General features: G+C 69.7%; 14 protein-coding genes and 1 pseudogene. 5 read left to right on the forward strand and 10 right to left on the reverse strand.

The annotated features are described in order from the left end of the window. Together CJ022_RS08530 and CJ022_RS08535 are read right to left on the reverse strand one after the other, a co-directional pair. Positions 1 to 241: pseudogene (locus CJ022_RS08530) on the reverse strand (hypothetical protein); the annotation flags it as partial. Positions 242 to 817: 576 nt separating this feature from the next. After that, a complete protein-coding gene (locus CJ022_RS08535; RefSeq protein WP_101926238.1) occupies positions 818 to 1,744 on the reverse strand; it encodes a 5'-nucleotidase, lipoprotein e(P4) family in 927 nt (308 codons plus the stop codon). Positions 1,745 to 1,856: 112 nt separating this feature from the next. Here CJ022_RS08535 and CJ022_RS08540 point away from each other — a divergent pair, with 112 nt between their 5' ends. Continuing rightward, complete coding sequence (locus CJ022_RS08540; RefSeq protein ID WP_101926400.1) at positions 1,857 to 2,507, forward strand: YceH family protein; 651 nt, start codon at positions 1,857 to 1,859, stop codon at positions 2,505 to 2,507. Positions 2,508 to 2,740: 233 nt separating this feature from the next. Here the strand turns inward: CJ022_RS08540 and CJ022_RS08545 are convergent, their stop codons facing one another. Continuing rightward, complete coding sequence (locus CJ022_RS08545; RefSeq protein ID WP_101926239.1) at positions 2,741 to 4,732, reverse strand: UvrD-helicase domain-containing protein; 1,992 nt, start codon at positions 4,730 to 4,732, stop codon at positions 2,741 to 2,743. Between the two features lie 228 nt (positions 4,733 to 4,960). On the opposite strand from CJ022_RS08545, the gene CJ022_RS08550 reads away from it, so the two are divergent. Continuing rightward, complete coding sequence (locus CJ022_RS08550; RefSeq protein ID WP_101926240.1) at positions 4,961 to 5,584, forward strand: thymidine kinase; 624 nt, start codon at positions 4,961 to 4,963, stop codon at positions 5,582 to 5,584. A gap of 6 nt (positions 5,585 to 5,590) precedes the next feature. On the opposite strand, the gene CJ022_RS08555 is transcribed toward CJ022_RS08550, so the two are convergent. From CJ022_RS08555 to mutM, 3 genes are all read right to left on the reverse strand, one after another. Then, on the reverse strand, positions 5,591 to 8,401 hold the full coding sequence (locus CJ022_RS08555) for a serine/threonine-protein kinase (protein ID WP_101926241.1): 2,811 nt from the start codon (positions 8,399 to 8,401) through the stop codon (positions 5,591 to 5,593). Positions 8,402 to 8,412: 11 nt separating this feature from the next. Further along, complete coding sequence (locus CJ022_RS08560) at positions 8,413 to 8,976, reverse strand: ECF-type sigma factor (protein ID WP_101926242.1); 564 nt, start codon at positions 8,974 to 8,976, stop codon at positions 8,413 to 8,415. An 83-nt stretch (positions 8,977 to 9,059) separates the two neighbouring features. Further along, the gene (gene mutM, locus CJ022_RS08565; protein WP_101926243.1) at positions 9,060 to 9,872 is read right to left on the reverse strand and encodes a bifunctional DNA-formamidopyrimidine glycosylase/DNA-(apurinic or apyrimidinic site) lyase; all 813 of its coding nucleotides are present in this window, start codon (positions 9,870 to 9,872) and stop codon (positions 9,060 to 9,062) included. A 290-nt stretch (positions 9,873 to 10,162) separates the two neighbouring features. On the opposite strand from mutM, the gene CJ022_RS08570 reads away from it, so the two are divergent. After that, the gene (locus CJ022_RS08570) at positions 10,163 to 11,371 is read left to right on the forward strand and encodes a DesA family fatty acid desaturase (RefSeq protein WP_101926244.1); all 1,209 of its coding nucleotides are present in this window, start codon (positions 10,163 to 10,165) and stop codon (positions 11,369 to 11,371) included. 14 nt (positions 11,372 to 11,385) lie between these two features. Next, the gene (locus tag CJ022_RS08575; protein WP_101926245.1) at positions 11,386 to 11,757 is read left to right on the forward strand and encodes an EF-hand domain-containing protein; all 372 of its coding nucleotides are present in this window, start codon (positions 11,386 to 11,388) and stop codon (positions 11,755 to 11,757) included. A 149-nt stretch (positions 11,758 to 11,906) separates the two neighbouring features. Here the strand turns inward: CJ022_RS08575 and CJ022_RS08580 are convergent, their stop codons facing one another. The 4 genes from CJ022_RS08580 to CJ022_RS08595 all read right to left on the reverse strand — a co-directional run bounded on the left by CJ022_RS08580 (position 11,907) and on the right by CJ022_RS08595 (position 16,161). Further along, positions 11,907 to 12,425: a hypothetical protein gene (locus tag CJ022_RS08580; RefSeq protein WP_101926246.1), complete on the reverse strand. Its 519-nt coding sequence runs from the start codon at positions 12,423 to 12,425 to the stop codon at positions 11,907 to 11,909. A gap of 139 nt (positions 12,426 to 12,564) precedes the next feature. Next, positions 12,565 to 14,337 carry a sodium:solute symporter family protein gene (locus CJ022_RS08585; protein ID WP_101926247.1) on the reverse strand — a complete coding sequence of 591 codons (1,773 nt, stop codon included), beginning with the start codon at positions 14,335 to 14,337 and terminating at the stop codon, positions 12,565 to 12,567. A gap of 10 nt (positions 14,338 to 14,347) precedes the next feature. Continuing rightward, positions 14,348 to 14,605: a DUF4212 domain-containing protein gene (locus tag CJ022_RS08590; protein WP_101926248.1), complete on the reverse strand. Its 258-nt coding sequence runs from the start codon at positions 14,603 to 14,605 to the stop codon at positions 14,348 to 14,350. Positions 14,606 to 14,763: 158 nt separating this feature from the next. Beyond that, positions 14,764 to 16,161: a DcaP family trimeric outer membrane transporter gene (locus CJ022_RS08595; RefSeq protein ID WP_101926249.1), complete on the reverse strand. Its 1,398-nt coding sequence runs from the start codon at positions 16,159 to 16,161 to the stop codon at positions 14,764 to 14,766. A 220-nt stretch (positions 16,162 to 16,381) separates the two neighbouring features. On the opposite strand from CJ022_RS08595, the gene acs reads away from it, so the two are divergent. Next, positions 16,382 to 18,340: an acetate--CoA ligase gene (gene acs / locus CJ022_RS08600; protein WP_101926250.1), complete on the forward strand. Its 1,959-nt coding sequence runs from the start codon at positions 16,382 to 16,384 to the stop codon at positions 18,338 to 18,340. The last annotated feature ends 98 nt before the right edge of the window (positions 18,341 to 18,438 follow it).

Below are 18,438 nucleotides of genomic sequence, written 5' to 3' on the forward strand. Positions count from 1 at the left end.
GCGCAGGCAGCGGCGGCGGCCCCAGCGTCGGCGGCAGACCGTTGCCCGGCAATGGCGATGCCGGCCGGGGCTGCCCGGCTCCGGTCGGCGCCTGGCCCTGTGGCGTGGGCGCACCGCTGGTCGGCGTCGACGGCGCGGCCGGCGTGTCCGCGGGCCGGCCGGGGTTGGCGAGCACCTGGGGCCACATGCGGAAGGGCGCGTTCTGCATGAGATCGCCGAAGCTGGTCCGCAGGGCGCTCAAGGGGTTCCCCGGCCCCCCCAGGCCGGGCAGCGGCGGCAGCGGCAGCCTGCCTAGAATTCCTGGCAACGACACGGGAGGCCTCCGGGGGAACGAGCCGGCCTGACCAGCTGTGTGGGGCGGTGGGGGACATCCCGAGGGTAGGCGCGTGTCGTCGGCGCCGCACCCTGGGGTCGACCCTAGGCAGGATCGTTCCGCGATCGGCGCCCGGCTGGCGTGTGACGCAGGTCGGGTGGTGGCGGCATCCGCGGCCGCGCGACGGTGGCGCGGTCGGCAGCCTGACGCCCCGGTCGCCAGTACGAAGCGGACGCCGACGTGTTCCAAAGCGGGAAGTCCGGCGGCATGAACCAGGCCGTCTCGCGCGCGCGGCCGCGTCGGCAGGGGAGCATTTCGAGCTCCGGCGCCCCGGCGCCCCGGCGTCGCAGGCGCTGGATCTCCGGACGGCGGACAAAAAAAGGGAGACTTTCGTCTCCCTGCAAGCCGGCAGAGCCGGAGGACTGTGTTGTGGCGCCCGCAGGGTACCGCGGGCGAGGATCTGATTCAATACTTTAAGTTTGTATCGATAAGTGATTGATCGATCTAGTCCGCCAGTTGCAAGGCCTCGCGCTTGAGGGTCCGGCGCGCGTCGCGCGGCTGGTCCCAGGCATTGTTGAACTGGGCCGGTTCCCACCCGCCGTAGGTCGGATTGGCCAGCATCCACCAGCGTTCGCCGAACCAGTCGCCGTACTCCTCGAGCAGGCCGGTGCGGGCATCGCTCGTGTTCGCGATCACCTCGACGAAATCGCCCAGCTGGTCGCCGAACTGCATCAGCACGCGGTAGTCGCGACCCGCCAGGCGGCGGCGGCAGGTCTTCTCCGAGCCGTTCTGCTCGCATCCGTCGACATGGGTGCCCAGGCCGAGGAACACGCTGTCGTCCTTCACCGGCAGCCCTTCGGCGCGCAGGTTGGCGAGCGTCGCCTCCTGCAGGTGCTGGGCGCGGTTGGACAGGTAGAGGATCGTCACGCCCTTCTGTTCGGCCGCCCGCGCGAAATCGACCACGCCGGGGACGGGCTTGGCCTTCTTCTCGGCGACCCAGGCGGCCCACGTCACTTCGTCGTACTCCAGCCCGTTGCGGACCAGGCGCGCCTGGTAGGGCGAGTTGTCGAGCACGGTCTCGTCGATGTCCATGATCACCGCGGGCGGCAGCGCACGCGCGTCGCCGGCGAGCTCGCGCTCCTCGGGCACCAGGGCGTCCCAGTTCGGCTCGGCGAGCGCGGCGTCGAGATGATCGGCGGCCGCGCGGAAGATCGACAGGCTGTTGGCGCGGTATTCCTCCGAGCGCTGCACCCAGAGCACCGCATTGAGGTTGTCGTTGCCGGCGTCCGACGCGGGCGCCGGAGCGGCGGTCGCGGGAGCCGGCGCCGATGCGCCCGGCGCCACCGCGTCGTCCGTCGGCGGCGCGGGTTTGCACGCGGCGAGCAGCAGGGCGGCGGCGAGCAGGGAAACAGCGGGCGGCGTCAGGCGCATGGCGGGTCCGTCTTCGAAGTGGCCCCGGAGTCTAACGAAGGCGTCCGCTGCGGACATGACAGCGCGGCGCCGCGCGGCCATGCTGTCGGCCCCCACGCCGTTCGAGCCGCGCATGACCGATTCCCCCGACTGGCCCGTGCTGACGGCCGCCGAAGCCCGCGTGCTGGGTTGCCTGATCGAGAAGCAGGCGACGACGCCCGACGTGTATCCGCTGACCGTGAACGCCGCGCAGTCCGCGGCGAACCAGAAGACCGCGCGCGAGCCGGTGATGGCGCTGTCGCCAGGCGATGTCGCCCACGCGCTGCGCCAGCTCGAAGGCCACCGCCTGGCGCGGCAGTCGTTCTCGTCGCGCGCCGAGCGCTACGAGCACGTCACCGCGACCGCGCTCGACCTGCCGTCGCCGCAGGTCGCCCTGCTCGGCCTGTTGCTGCTGCGCGGCGCGCAGACGGTGCACGAGCTGCTGGCCCGCAGCGAGCGGCTGCACGCGTTCGCCGACGGCGACGACGTGCGCCACCACCTGTCGCGGCTGGAAACGGGCAAGGCGCTGGTCGTGCGGATCCCGCGTGGCCCCGGCCAGCGCGAGGACCGGTATGCGCATCTGCTGTCGGGGGCGGTGGACATTGCGGCGATCGCGGCGAAGGCGGGCGCGTCGTCCGGTCCGGCGACCGCGGATCCCGCGCTCGAGGCCCGGGTCGAGGCGCTGGAGGCCGAACTCGCCGCCCTGCGCGAAACCGTCGAGACGCTCGCGGCGCGACTGGCGTAACCCGGGTCGCGATCCGCGCGGCGCACCCGCACGTCGCCGCTCGGCACGTGTCCGTGCCGGCGCATCTTCCGTGTCCGCACGCCGCCATCCCGACATGCTTCGTCGTGCCTGCAGGAGCGCGCTGGCGCGCGAGGGCGGTCCCAGCGAGCCTGTCGCGCACAATGCGCTCCTGCAGGGGACCCCGTGTTCGGCAGGCAGTTGTAAGCGTGAACGCAGACGCGATCGAGGCGCCCTCAGCTGTCCAGCAGCGCCCGGATCGACGCGAAGCCGTGGTCCGCGCGCTCGCGCTTGCGCGCCGCATCGGCGACTGGGTCGGCGCCGTCGCGCTGGATCTCCGCCTGCGGCAGTTCGTCGAAGAAGCGGCTCGGCTTCAGCCGCAAGCGCTCGCCCCAGCGCTGGGTCTCGCGCGCGTAGCTCAGCCACAGCTGCTCCTTCGCGCGGGTGATGCCGACGTACAGCAGCCGGCGCTCCTCGTCGATGCGGCCCTCGTCGATGCTGGCCTCGTGCGGCAACGTCGCGTCGTCCATGCCGATGATGAAGACGTAGCGGAATTCCAGCCCCTTGGCCGCATGCATGCTCATCAGCCGCACCTGGTTGCCGGCGTCGCCCTTGTCGGCATGGGTCAGCAGCGCCAGTTGGGCGGCGAGCTCGCCCGGCCCCGCGCCTCGGGCCTGGCCCTGGCCGGTGTGCTCGAACCACGAAGCGAGTTCGTCGAGGTTGCCGCGCCGGATCCGGAACATGTCCTCGGTCTTGCACTGCGCGCGCACCGCGGCCAGCAGGCCGGAGCGCTCGTTGAGCCGGCGTACCAGATCGCCCGGCGCGAGCTGTCGCGATTCGCCGCGCAGGTCGCGCAGGATGTCGCCGAACTCGCCGAGTGCATTGGCCGCGCGCGGATGCAGCTGCTTCAGCAGGCCCATCGACTCGATCGCACGCGACATCGGCATGCCGGCGGCGCGCGACAGCTCGGCGAGCTTGGCGAGCGTGGTCGCGCCGACGCCGCGGCTCGGCGATTGCACCGCGCGCAGGAACGCCGAATCGTCCTCGGGATTGACGATCACCCGCAGCCACGACAGCGCGTCCTTGACCTCGCCGCGCTCCAGGAACGCCGTGCCGCCGCTGAGGTGATAGGGCACGCGCAGCAGCTGCAGCGCCTTCTCAAGCGGTCGCGACAGATGATTGCTGCGGAACAGGATGCAGAACTCGCTCCATTCGACCTTGCGCGAGGACTGCAGGAAATGGATCTCGCCGGCGACGCGTTCGGCCTCGTGCGCGCTGTCCTTGCACTCCCACACGCGCAGGCGTTCGCCATCGGCCTGCGCGCTCCACAGCGTCTTGGGATGCTCGTGCGGATTGTTGGCGATCAGCGCGTTCGCCGCGCGCAGCACGCGGTTGCTGCAGCGGTAGTTCTGTTCGAGTTTGACGATGCGCAGGGCCGGATAGTCCTGGCCCAGTTGGCTCAGGTTCTCGGGATTCGCCCCGCGCCAGGCGTAGATGCTCTGGTCGTCGTCGCCCACGCAGGTGAAGTTGCCAGCCGGCCCGGCGATCGCCTTGAGCAGCCGGTACTGCGCATCGTTGGTGTCCTGGCACTCGTCGACCAGCAGATAGCCGATGCGCTCGCGCCAGCCCAGCACCGCGTCCGGATCGGATTCGAGCAGCTGCACCGGCAGCCGGATCAGGTCGTCGAAATCGACCGCGTTGAACGCCGCCAGCCGCGCCTGGTACTTCGCATACAGCGCCGCGGCTTCGAACTCGCGCGCGGTCACCGCCAGCCCGTGCGCCTCCTCCGGCGACAGTCCCGAGTTCTTGGCCCGAGACACCAGCCCCTGCATCTGCTGGATCACGTCCGGCTTCGCGCCGGGCAGCAGGTCCTTGATCTGCGCGGTCGCATCGTCGGCGTCGAAGATCGAGAAGCCGCGTCGCAGCCCCAGCCGTTCGTGCTCGATCTGCAGGATCTTCAGCCCCAGGGCATGGAAGGTGCAGATCGTCAGGCCCTCGGCCGCATCGCCGCGGATGCGCTTGGCGACGCGTTCGCGCATCTCCTTGGCCGACTTGTTGGTGAACGTGATCGCCGCGATCCGCTTGGCCGGATACCGGCCGGTCTGGATCAGGTGGGCGATCTTCTCGACGATCACCCGCGTCTTGCCGCTGCCCGCACCGGCGAGCACCAGCATCGGGCCGTCGACATGCGCGAGCGCGGCGGCTTGTTGGGGGTTGAGACCGTGCATCGGAAGACCTGCGACTGGCCGGACAGTCTACCGGGGCGGTCAAGCGCGCCCGATGGCCCGTGCGGCGCGCCATCACGCCAGGGCAGGCGAGACGCGCCATGGCAGGGGCGGGGCCGCCGATGGAAGGCCGCCGGCGCTGCGGCTCGCGCGTCCCGATGCCGGTGCGTCCGGGACGATGGACACGGACGCACCGCGAGGACGCCGCCGGCCGGCCGTTAGACTTCCCCGATGGCCAAGCTCTACTTCTACTACTCGGCGATGAATGCCGGAAAGACCACGACGCTGCTGCAGAGCGCGCACAACTACCGCGAGCGCGGGATGCGGGTGGCGATCCTGACGCCGCGGCTCGATCATCGCGCCGGCACCGGGCGGGTCGCGTCGCGGATCGGGCTGTCGTCGGACGCGATCGCGTTCGACCAGGCCGACGACCTGCATGCGCGCATCGATGCGCTCGTCGCCGGTGACGGGCCGTTGCACTGCGTGCTCGTCGACGAGGCGCAGTTCCTGACGCGCGCGCAGGTCTGGCAGCTCGGCGACGTGGTCGACGCGTTGCGCGTGCCAGTGTTGTGCTACGGGCTGCGCACCGATTTCCGCGGCGAGCTGTTCGAGGGCAGCCAGTACCTGCTGGCGTGGGCCGACGAGCTCACCGAGAGCAAGACGATCTGCCACACCGGCAAGAAGGCGACGATGACGGTGCGCGTCGACGCGCAGGGCGATGCGGTGCAGGACGGTCCCCAGGTCGAGATCGGCGGCAACGAACGCTACGTCTCGGTCAGCCGCGCGGAGTTCAAGCGCATCGTCAGCGGCCACGGTCGACTCGATCCCCAGCAGGCCAGCCTGCCGCTCGACTGACCTCGCTCAGCGGCGCGCCAGCATCGTCCGGCAGTCGCGCCGGATCGCGTCGACCTCGCGCACGATCGCGCCGCCCTCCGGCTGCGCCTGGCGCATCTGCGTTTCGAGCGCGTCGAGGCTCGCCTGCGCCTGGCGCCGCGCCTCGCCGTCGCAGCGCGCCTCGCCGGCATAGGCGCGCGCCAGCCAGGCGAGCTTGCGCAGCTCGGCGTCGGTCTCCGGACCCGTGCCCATGCGGTCGAGCTGCGCCAGCGCAGCGGCGTTGCCGCGCCCGGCATCGAAACGCGCCAGCGACAGCTGCGCGCGCAGGGTGTGCGAATGGTCGGGACCGTAGTCGGCAGTCGTCAGTGCAACCGCGCGCGCCAGCGCGCCACGCGCCGTATCGACTTGCCCCAGCGCCGCGTCCACTTCACCGAGCAACCGCCAGGTGTCGCCGATCAGGCCGTGGTCGGCGCCGAAGCGGTCGCGCCGCAGCGCGAGCGCGCGCTGCAGCAGTGGACGTGCGCGCGCCGCGCGGCCGGCATCGTGCAGCACCAGCGCCTGGTTGAAGAGCCCGTCGGCATGCAGGCTGCCGGGGCCGGTGCGTGCCCAGATCGCCGTCGCGCGCTCCAGGTCGCGCAGCGCGCCGTCGATGTCGCCGCGCTCCCACGCGATGATGCCCAGGCTGTTGTGGATGCGCGCGACATCCGCATGCTCGGTGCCGAGTCGCGTCACCGCCCAGCCGAGCGCCTCGCGGAACTCGGTGTCGGCCTCGGCAAACCGGCCCTGGTCGACGTGGATCGCCGCCAGCTGCCGCCGCGCATCGAGCGTGCCCGGGTGGCGCGGGCCATGCAGCTCGAACGCGAGCGCGACGGCATCGCCGCAGGTGCGCTCGGCGGCGCGCATGTCGCTCTGCGCGCGCTCCAGCGCGCACTGCGTGCGCAGCAGGTCGATCGCCAGCGGGTGGCGTGGGCCAAGCGTCGCGTCCAGTGTGGCGCCCGCGGCGCGAATCTCGGCGAGTGCTTCGGCGTTGTCACCGGCCGCGCTGCGCAGCGAGGCGAGATCGGCCAGGGTCTCGACGGTGCCGGCATCGTCCTGCAGGTCGCGGCGCAGCGTCAGCGCGCGCTGGAACAGCACCTGCGCCGTCTGCAGGTCGCCGCCGTCGCGGTGGCAGCGGCCCAGCTGCGTGTAGAACTCGGACGCCTGCCGCGGCAGCACCTGTTCGCGCTGCAGCGCCAGCGTGCGCTCGCGCTGCATCCGGTCGAGACAGTCGTCGTGGCGGCCCATCATGCGCAGCGTGCGGCCGAAATCAGTCGCCGCCTGCAGCTGCAGGCCGGGCGGTGGCGCGTCGAGCGAGCGCAGGATCGAATCCTGCCGTTGCAGCAGTGCCAGCGACTGGTCGTAATCGCCCAGCCCGAGCCGCAGCCGTGCGATCACGCCGTAGAGTTCCGCGCGCGCCGCCGGTTGCCGCGCCAGTTCGGAATCGCCGCGCTGCACGCCGGCGCTCAGCAGCTGGCGCACGTCGAGCGACGCGCCGCCGTGCGCGGCGCCGGCATGTTCGAACAGGCCGATGACGAAATCCTGCATCGCTTGGGCGCGCGCCGATTCGCGGATCGCCTGGCGCGCCTGCCACGTCACGGCGACCATCGACGCCGCGACCATCAGCACGACCAGCGTGCCGCTGGCGACGGCCCAGCGATGCCGGCGCAGGAACTTGCGCGCGCGGTAGGCCACGCCCTGGGCGCGCGCCTGCACCGGCTTGCCGTCCAGCCACCGGCGCAGGTCGAGCGCGAGCGCCTCGACCGAGGGATAGCGCTGTTCCGGACGCTTGGCCAGCGTGCGCAGCACGATGTTGTCGAGATCGCCGGCGATCGCCCGTACCTCGCGGCGGCGGACGCTGCCCGATGGCGACTCGCCGCGCTGCAGGGCCTGCGAGGGGCGTACGGGATCGGCATCGAGGATCGCCTCTTCCCACTGCGCATCGCTCGGCCGCTTCAGCTGGTAGGGCTTGCAGCCGGCCAGCAGTTCGTAGAGCACCATGCCGAGCGAATACACGTCGGTCATCGTCGTGACCGGCTCGCCGCGGATCTGCTCGGGCGCGGCGTAGTGCAGGGTGAACGCGCGCACGCCGGTGCGCGTCTGCTCGAGCGACTGTTCGGGCGTGTCGAGCAGCTTGGCGATGCCGAAATCGAGCAGGCGCACGTCGTCGAGCGCGGTGACGAGGATGTTGGACGGCTTGAGGTCGCGGTGCACGATCAGGTTCGTATGCGCATGGCTGACCGCGGCGCAGACCTGCAGGAACAGCGTGATACGCGCATGGACCGATGGCTGGCGCGCCGCGCACCAGTCGGTGATCGGCTCGCCGTCGATGTAGTCCAGCGCGAGATACGGCTGCTGGTCGATGCTGATGCCGGCGTCGAGCAGGCGCGCGATGTGCGGATGTTCGAGCCGCGCGAGGATCTGGCGCTCGCGGGTGAAGCGCAGCCGCAGGTTGGGATCGGCGAGGCCCGGGCGCAGCAGCTTCAGCGCGACGCGACGCTCGTAGAGTCCGTCGGCGCGGCGCGCGAGCCAGACCTGGCCCATGCCGCCTTCGCCGAGCAGGCGTTCGAGTTCGTAGGGGCCGACGTGGTGCCCAGGCAGCACGCCGGCCAGTGCGGCGACGATGGACTCGGCGAGGAAATCGTCGCGGTCCGCTTCGAGCGCCAGCAGCCGCGCCAGTTCGTCGGCGAGCGCCGCATCGTCGGCGCGGATCGATGCCAGCAGCGCGTCGCGCGGGGCCGGCTCGAGTTCCAGCAGCGCATCGAGCGCGGGGGACAGCCGCTGCCAGCGCTCGGCGTCCATCGCGCGTGCGGTCAGTCGCTCTTGAGCGAGGCCAGCAGGTACATCCGCGCCTTCTGCCAGTCGCGGCGGATGCTGCGTTCCGACCGTTCGAGGAGTGCGGCGATCTCGACTTCCGACAGGCCGGCGAAATAGCGCAGCTCGACGATATGGGCGAGGCGCGCATCGACATCCGCCAGCCGGGTCAGCGCCGCATCGAGCGCCAGCGTGTCGTCGTCGAGCCGCAGGCCGCTTTCGATGTTGTCCGGCAGTTCGCTCACGCGGTGCAGGTTGCCGCCGCGTTTCTGCGCGAGCCGCTGGCGCGCGTAGTCGACGACGACGCTGCGCATCGCGGATGCCGCGTAGGCGAAGAAATGCGCGCGGTCGTCGAAGCGCGCCTCGTGGCGGCCGATGAGCTTCAGATAGGCTTCGTGGACCAGCGCCGTCGCATCGAGCGTCTGCCCGTGCTGGCCGGCGAGCTGCCGGCGCGCCATCTGGTGCAGTTCCTGGTAGAGCGTCGCGAGCACGCGATCGAGCGCTTCGCGATCACCGCCGCGCGCGGCATCCAGCCATTGGGTGATCTCGGCGCCGTCGCTCATTCCCGCTCCCCGCCCCTGCGCCGCGACTATAGCGCGATCGCCTGCGCGGCGCGGCGGGCGCTGCAGCATGGTCGCGGCCGACCTCAACGCTGGCAGCGCGGGCACCAGACCGTCGTGCGCTGGCCGATCGACGCCTGCTTCAACGCACCGCCGCAGCGCGGGCACGGTTGGCCCCCACGTCCGTAGGCCGCGAGCTCCTGCTCGAAGTAGCCGGGCGCGCCATCGGGGCTGATGAAGTCGCGCAGCGTGGTGCCGCCACGACCGATCGCATAGGCGAGGATCCGCTTCACCTCGTCGGCGAGGCGCGCATACCGCGCGCGCGACACCTTGCCCGCATCGCGCAGCGGCGAGATGCCGGCGGCGTGCAGCGCTTCGGCGGCGTAGATGTTGCCGACGCCGACGACGATGCGCTGGTCCATCAGGAAGGTCTTGACCGGCGCGCGGCGTCCGCGGCTGGCGAAGAACAGATGGTCGCCATCGAAGGTATCGTCGAGCGGCTCCGGGCCGAGCGCGCGCAGCAGGGCGTGGGTCTCGCCGGATGTTTGCCACAGCAGGCAGCCGAAGCGGCGCGGGTCGTTGAAGCGCAGCACCTGGCCGGAATCGAGGGCGAGATCGACGTGGTCGTGCGGGCCGACCGCGGTCTGCGGCGGCAGTACGCGCAGGCTGCCCGACATGCCCAGGTGCAGCAGCGCGCTGCCGGCCCCGGTGTCGAGCAACAGGTATTTCGCGCGGCGGCGGATGGCGTCGATCCGCTGGCCCGGCAGCTGCGTCGCGATCTCCGGCGGAATCGGCCAGCGCAGGTCGGGGCGGCGCAGCACGACGCCCGTGACCGTGCGCCCGAGGACGTGCGGCATCAGGCCAGCGCGGGTGGTTTCGACTTCGGGCAGTTCGGGCATCGGGTGGGGGCAGGGCGGCGTGGGTCTCCATGATCGGGGTCCGCGACGCCGAAACCAACGCGGCCCGCGCGGGACGGACGCGGCGCCGGCGACGCATTCAGCGGGCGCGCCGACGAACGGTCGGGTCGCGTCCGCAGCGGGGTTCAGGCCCGATCGCGGCCGGCCGCCGATGCAATGCTGCGGCCCCGCGGGGACTGAACCGGGCGGCCACGTGCGCGCGTGGGCAGGGATGGCAAACGTCCGGAAGTGCCTCCATCATGGGTCGTGTCCTGCCTACCGTTGATGCCGCCATGCCTGCTTCGCTGCTCGATTTCCTGTCCTCCGGCCTGCTGCAGTTCGGCTGGGTCGCGATGCTCGTCTATCTGCTGGTCGCCACCCAGCTGACGATCTTCGCCGTCACCCTGTATCTGCATCGCAGCCAGGCGCATCGCGGCGTCGATTTCCACCCGGTGATCGCGCACTTCTTCCGGTTCTGGACGTGGCTCACCACGTCGATGATCACGCGCGAGTGGGTGGCGATCCACCGCAAGCACCACGCCAAGTGCGAGACCGAGGACGATCCGCACAGCCCGCGCTTCAAGGGCATCAAGACCGTGTTCTGGCAGGGCGTCGAGCTGTATCGCGAAGCACGCGGCATGCGCGCGGACATCGAGCAGTACGGCAAGGGCGCGCCCAACGACTGGATCGAACGCAAGCTCTATACGCCGTGGGCGACGTTCGGCCCGACCCTGCTGCTGTTCATCAGCTTCGCGCTGTTCGGCTTCAAGGGCATCGCCGTGTGGGCGATCCAGATGGCGTGGATTCCGTTCTGGGCGGCAGGCGTTGTCAACGGTCTCGGCCACTGGTGGGGCTACCGCAACTTCGAGACCACCGACACCGCGACCAACCTCACGCCGTGGGGCGTGTGGATCGGCGGCGAGGAACTGCACAACAATCACCATGCGTTCCCCAGCTCGGCGAAGTTCGCGCTGCGCAAGTGGGAATTCGACATCGGTTGGATGGTGATCCGGGGCCTCGAGTCCGTCGGACTGGCCAAGGTGCTGCGCGTCGCGCCGTCGCTCGACGTGCGGCCGAACATCCATGTGCCTGACACGGACACGATGAAGGCGCTGCTCGCGCATCGCTTCCAGGCGATGACCGACTACCAGCGCAACGTGCTCAAGCCGGCATTGCGCGAAGAAGCGCAGGCCGCGGGCGCGCGGCTGCGTCAGCTGCTGCCGCGCAAGCTGCGCAAGGGCCTGGTCGACGACGGCCGCTGGTTGCAGCCCGACGCGCGCCAGCAGTTGCAGCAGTGGGTCGAGCAGCGGCCGCGGATCCGCACCCTGGTCGAGCACCGCGCACGTCTGGCCGCACTGCTCGAGGCGCGTTCGCAGAACGCCAGCGAAGCGCTGCAGGCGCTGCAGGCCTGGTGCCGCGAGGCCGAGGCCAGCGGCAATCGCGCGTTGCAGGAGTATTCGGCGCGCCTGAAGGGCTATTCGCTGCAGAGCGTACGCGCCTGAACCGGCGCGCGCCGATGCGCACCACGCCTCGGCGGCCGATCCGGCGACGGATCGGCCGCTGTGTGTCTGCGCTGCTGATCTATGGCGTCGGCTTCGGCGCGTCCGCGCAGGTCACGCGCACCAGCGAATATCTCGCGCACATGGACAGCGACGGCGACGGTCGCGTCGCGCTGGCCGAATACCAGGCGTGGATGCGCTACGCCTTCGACCGCATGGACGGCAATGGCGACGGCGTGCTAACGCCCGACGAATTGCCGGGCGGCAAGGGCAAGCCGATCACGGTCGCCGAACACCTGGCCAAGCTCGCCGCGACGTTCAACCGCCAGGACACGAACCGCGACGGCTTTCTCGACGCACGCGAGCTGTCGGCGCCGCCGCAGCGCTGAGCGCACAGGCGCTGCGATGCCCCGTCGACGGACAGGGCATGACGTGCGCTGCCGTCCCGACATCCAGCCGTCGGCGCCTGCGTTGTGCTCCTCCGAGTCGCACCGCCTGCGATCCGCGTGACGCACCGCCGGTTGCGGTGCGCGCCGGATCAGTTGCTGCAGGCCGCGCGCAGCACCGGGTCGTCGGCCTCGAGCTGATTCCACTTGGCGTTCGCAAGCGCGCCATCGTCCTCGAACACCACCTGGTCGAGCAGGTCGGCGCGGCGGTGCCCGGCGCAGTCGAACATCGCGCCGAACTGCCGCGTGGGTTCCCAGCGACCGGCCAGCAGCACGTTGGTGAGCACCATGTCCGGATGGGCGGGATTGCGCTTGTCGAAGCGCTGGTCGATCGCGATCAGGCGATTGGTCAGCGGGACGACATAGGTCCAGGGGCGGTACCAGGAGCGGGTCTGGTTGGTCGACGCGATCACGATCCCGTCGGGATACGCCGAGGTCGTGCGTTCGAGCCACGAGTACTCGAGCCAGATCGCCATCGCCAGCATGCCCGCGCCGGCAGCGGCGGGCACCGTCCAGCCCGGCAGGCGTTTGCCGACGAGGAAGTTGAGCATCATGGCGAGGCCGGCGAGCCCGAGGCCCCCGGAGATGATGGCAATGAATTCGAGCAGCATGGAAGACGGTTCCGGCAACGGGCGAAGGCGCCCTCGATTATCGAACAGTCCCGGGCTGGGCATGCATCGGCGCAGGCCCGGAAACGAAACGGCCCGCCCCGGGAGGGGCGGGCCGCGTCACATCAGGATCGCATTGCGGTCAGTGATCGATCGCCGCGCCTGCGCCGCGCGGAACGCGGATGTCCTCGACCATGTGCTCGATGTGCGCCGGCACCGGTGCGGTCATCTTCATCGTGATGTAGGCGGCGAGGAAGTTCAGCAGTGCGCCGATCGCGCCGAAGCCCAGCGGCGAGATACCGAACAGCCAGTTCTCGGGCGCGTCGGCCAGCATGTTCGTCCCCGGGATGAAGAACCAGCCCTTGTAGGTGAACAGGTACACGCTGGTGGAGATCAGGCCGACCAGCATGCCCACGACCGCGCCGGTGGAGTTCATCTTCTTGGAGAAGATGCCCATCATGATCGCCGGGAACAGCGAGCTCGCCGCGAGGCCGAACGCGAACGCCACGGTCTGGGCCGCGAATCCGGGTGGATTCATGCCGAGCCAGGTGGCCACGACGATGGCCGCCGCCATCGACACGCGTGCCGCCAGAAGCTCGCCCTTGTCGGTGATGTCCGGCTTGAACGTGCGCTTGATCAGGTCATGACTCACCGCCGACGAGATCGCCAGCAGCAGGCCTGCCGCCGTCGACAGCGCCGCTGCCAGGCCACCGGCCGCGATCAGGGCGATCACCCAGCCGGGCAGACCTGCGATCTCCGGATTCGCCAGCACCAGGATGTCCTGGTTGAAGGTGATCATCTCGTTGCCCTGCCAGCCACGTTCGGCCGCCACCGCTGCAAACTCGGGGCTGGCTTCGTTGTAGGACTGGATCATGCCGTCGCCGTTCTTGTCCTCGAACGCCAGCAGGCCGGTCTTCTCCCAGTTGTGCATCCAGTCCGGGCGCGCCTCATAGGTGAGCGACGGTGCCTGGGTGCCTTCGGGGTAGATCGTCGTCATGATGTTCAGACGCGCCATCGCGCCCACGGCCGGGGCCACGGTGTAAAGCAGGGCGATGAACACCAGCGCCCAGCCCGCGGACTTGCGGGCATCGGACACCTTGGGCACGGTGAAGAAGCGGATGATCACGTGCGGCAGGCCCGCGGTGCCGACCATCAGCGACAGCGTGAACAGCGTCATGTTGAGGGTGGAATCGTGCAGCCCGGTGTAGTCGTTGAAGCCCAGGTCCACCAGGATCTGGTCGAGCCTGGCCAGCAGCGGCATGCCCGATTCGGTGTGGGTGGAGAACAGCCCCAGCGGCGCGATCGGATTACCCGTCAGCTGCATCGAGATGAACACTGCCGGGATGGTGTAGGCGATGATCAGCACGATGTACTGCGCCACCTGGGTGTAGGTGATGCCCTTCATGCCGCCCAGCACCGCGTACACGAACACCACGCCCGACGCGATCAGCAGGCCGGTATTGGTGTCGACCTCGAGGAAGCGCGAGAACGCCACGCCGGCGCCGGTCATCTGGCCGATCACGTAGGTGATCGAGATCATCAGCAGCGACGCCACCGCCACCAGGCGGGCCGTGCGGCTGTAGTAACGATCGCCGATGAAGTCGGGCACGGTGAAGCGGCCGAACTTGCGCAGGTACGGTGCGAGCAGCATCGCCAGCAGCACGTAGCCACCGGTCCAGCCCATCAGGTAGGCGGAGTTGCCGTAGCCGACGAAGGCGATCAGGCCCGCCATCGAAATGAACGAGGCGGCCGACATCCAGTCCGCGGCGATCGCCATGCCGTTGGTGACCGGGTGGACGCTGCGGCCGGCTGCGTAGAACTCGGAAGTGGACGCGGCGCGTGCCCAGATCGCGATGGCGATATAGACCAGGAACGAGCCGCCGACGAAGATGAGATTGAGCGTGAATTGATCCATGGCCGGCCCCTTATTTCTCGTCCACGTCGTACTCGCGATCGAGCCGGTTCATGTACCAGGTGTAGAAAACGATGATCGCGATGAAGGACAGGATCGAACCCTGCTGCGCGAACCAGAAGCCGAGATCCGTGCCGCCGATGCGGATGCCGCTGAGCAGCGGGCGCAGAAGGATGCCGAATCCGTAGGACACCAGCGCCCAGATCCCCATGCAGATGAAGATGATCTTGAGGTTGGCCTTCCAGTAGTTGCTTGCGGTCTTGTCTAACATGCGTCCCTCCTCGGAAGGTCTGTGTGGCGTTGGCCTGATGGCGGTCGTGGTGTCGCTGCTGCGGATCCGTGTCTGTCTCTGTTGGATGCACTGCGCTGGCGTCCTGCCCGGTGTGACGTCCGACGGGAACCGGCCTGCGCCGGCTCCCGCGGTCGGGATCAGAACGAGTAGCGGGCCATCGTGTGCAGGCGCATCAGCTCGCCGTCGGCGCCGGATTCGAGCGTGCGCTCGCCCCAGATCGCCTCGACGCCGAAGTCGAGCTTGGGCACCGGCGACCAGATCATGTTGGCGTGCAGCGAATGCACCTTCTGGGTCACGCCGAGGCCGGTCCATGCGGTGTCGTTGTCCCACTGCGAACGCGCGTAGAACAGGTTGCCGCGGACCTTCGGGCTGAACACCTGGCGCAGGCCGAAATAGCCGGCCCAGCCGCCGAGCGCGTCGAGGTTGCCGGACGCATCGACCATCGCGTCCTGCTGGATCGTGGCCAGGCCGATGTAGCGGCCGATGCCGTCGCCGCCGCTGACCTGGTAGCGGATGTCGGTGCTCTCGCCCAGCTTGACCAGGCCGCTGACGGTCGCGCCGTAGCCGGTGTCGGTGCTGTCGAGGCCCGGCGCGGGTTCGTACTTCAGCTGGCGCGCCATGCCGGCGAAGCTGACATGGCCCCAGTCGCCTTTGTGGGTATAGCGGGCGATGACGTCCGGGATCGCGCTGTTGTCGCCGGCGATGACGCGCGCTGGCGCAGGGCCACCCGCGCCGCCGAAGGGCTGCACCGTGGTCTCCGGGCTTTCGACCGAGATCGCCCACGGGCCGTTGGTGTAGCGCAGCTGCGGCTGGCGCACGAAGACCACCGCATCGGTCGGGCCGACGAAGTCGACCGCGTCCAGCAACGCGTTGGTGTCCATGAAGTTCGACCAGGTCTGGCCGACCAGCCAGTTGTTGTAGGTCAGGTAGGCGTGGCGCAGCGTCGCGCCGTAGGTGTTGGTCGCCGCCGAGTTGCCGAGCGCGCCGCCGAAGAAGTCGAGTTCGACGCGTGCGCCGAGCTTGTCGCCGGAATCAAGCACCGTGCTGGCGTCGAACCACAGGCGCGAGAACTTCAGGTGCGCGTCCGAATAGGTCTCCGGACCGTCGCCGCCGACCGGGATCGCGCCGGGCACGTAGAAATCGCGGCCCGCGGTGCCCTTGCCGATGTCGCCGTCGGTGGTCTTGGTGACCAGGCCGTCGGTGCGGATCATGCCGCCGACGGTGAACTTGGTGCCGGGGTTGGCGCCCGGGGTGATTGTCGTCGCCTGGATCGGCGCGGCGGCGCCGGTGCCCGCGGCCACCGCCGGTGCGGCCGGCTGCGCGGCCTGCGCGGTGCGCACTTCGGTCACGGCGGTTTCGGTCTGCTGCTGTTGCGAGACCAACTGCTGGACCATCTGCTCGAGCTGCGCGACGCGCGCTTCGAGTTCCCGTTCCTTGGCGGTCTGCGCGAATGCGGTACCCGGCAGCGCGAGTGCGGCGAGCACGGCGACGGCGAGCAGGCGTGGACGTGCCTTCACGGCGGATGGTTGCGTCATGGGTCCCCTCCCGAGGGATGAAATAAGCGGAGCACAATCGAACGGCGCGGGTCCGGACATCGGGACCCGTTCGCCCAGACTGCACCCATGGGACACCCACGCCCATTCGCCATTGGTCGATAGTCGTAGACACGGCGACGCTTAGACGAAGGTCTAGCCTGCCGTCCGGACGAATGCGTCACACTGGTGCGGCACGCTTTTCCGGAGGTCCCCCGACGTCATGAGCACGCCCACCCCCCTGTATCCCGTTCCCGCCGGTTTCGCCGGTCCCGACACCATTTCCGCCGACGATTACGCGCGCGATTACGCCGCCTCGGTGCGCGATCCCGACGCCTTCTGGGCCAAGGCCGCGACGCGTCTGGACTGGTACGTCGCACCCACCCAGATCCGCGACGTCAACTACGACCCGCAGGATTTCCGCATCCGCTGGTTCGCCGACGGCGAGCTCAACGTCAGCGTCAACTGCATCGACCGCCACCTGGCGACGAAGGGCGACAAGACCGCGCTGATCTGGGAAGCCGACGGCCCCGACACCGCATCGCTGCACGTCACCTACAACGACCTGCATGCGCGCGTCTGCAAGCTCGCCAACGCGCTGCGCAACCTCGGCGTGGGCAAGGGCGACCGGGTCACCATCTATCTGCCGATGATCGTCGAAGCGGCCGTGGCGATGCTGGCCTGCGCGCGCATCGGCGCAGTGCATTGCGTGGTCTTCGGCGGGTTCTCGCCGAACTCGATCGCCGACCGCGTCGCCGACTGCGGCAGCAAGCTGATCATCACCGCCGACGAAGGCCTGCGCGGCGGCAAGAAGGTGCCGCTCAAGGCGAACGTCGACGCAGCCCTGAAGCTGCCGGGCACCAACACCGTCGAGACCGTGCTGGTCGTGCGCCACACCGGTGGCGCGGTCGACATGCAGATGCCGCGCGACCGCTGGTACGACGCCGTCGTCGACGACCAGCCCGCGACCTGCGAACCCGAGCGCATGAACGCGGAAGATCCGCTGTTCATCCTCTACACCTCCGGTTCGACCGGCAAACCCAAGGGCGTGCTGCACACGACCGGCGGCTATCTGCTGTTCGCCAGCTATACGCACGAAGCGATTTTCGACCTGCGCGACAGCGACGTGTACTGGTGCACGGCCGATGTCGGCTGGGTGACCGGCCACAGCTACATCGTCTACGGTCCGCTGGCGAACGCCGCGACCTCGCTGATCTTCGAAGGCGTGCCGAACTACCCCGACGCCTCGCGCTTCTGGCAGGTCATCGACAAGCACCAGGTCACGATCTTCTACACCGCGCCCACCGCGATCCGCGCGCTGATGCGCGAGGGCGAGGCACTGGTCAAGTCGACATCGCGCCGCTCGCTGCGGCTGCTCGGCAGCGTCGGCGAGCCGATCAACCCCGAAGCCTGGCGCTGGTATTACGAAGTGGTCGGCGATTCGCGTTGCCCGATCGTCGACACCTGGTGGCAGACCGAGACCGGCGGCATCCTGATCTCGCCGCTGCCCGGCGCGATCGACGCCAAGCCGGGCTCGGCGACCAAGCCGTTCTTCGGCGTGCAGCCGGCCCTGGTCGATGCCAACGGCACCGTGCTCGAGGGCGCGGCCGAGGGCAATCTGGTCATTACCGATTCCTGGCCCGGCCAGATGCGCAGCGTCTACGGCGCCCACCAGCGCTTCATCGACACCTACTTCAAGGCGTATCCGGGCAGCTACTTCACCGGCGACGGCTGTCGCCGCGACGAGGACGGGTACTACTGGATCACCGGGCGCGTCGACGACGTCATCAACGTCAGCGGCCACCGCATCGGCACCGCGGAACTGGAAAGCGCGCTGGTGCTGCATCCCAAGGTCGCCGAGGCCGCGGTGGTCGGCTTCCCGCACGACATCAAGGGCCAGGGGATCTATGCCTACGTCACCCTCAAGGATGGCGTCGAGTACAGCGAAGAGCTGCGCAAGGAGCTCGTGAAGCACGTGCGCACCGAGATCGGTCCGACCGCGTCGCCCGACCACATCCAGTGGGCACCCGGCCTGCCGAAGACGCGCTCGGGCAAGATCATGCGCCGCATCCTGCGCAAGATCGCCGAGAACGCGCCCGACCAGCTCGGCGACACCAGCACGCTGGCCGACCCGGGCGTGGTCGACGCGCTGGTCAAGGACCGCTACATCCCGAAGGCCTGATCGTGGCGCGCGCGCTGTTGGTGGAGGTCCGTGCGGCGCGAGGCTCCGCCGTGCCGCCCGCACCGCGCGCGCTGCTCCGCCCGTCGGCCAGGGCGGCG

The sequence above is a fragment of the Luteimonas rhizosphaerae genome (assembly GCF_002849595.1).
Classification (GTDB): domain Bacteria; phylum Pseudomonadota; class Gammaproteobacteria; order Xanthomonadales; family Xanthomonadaceae; genus Luteimonas; species Luteimonas cellulosilyticus.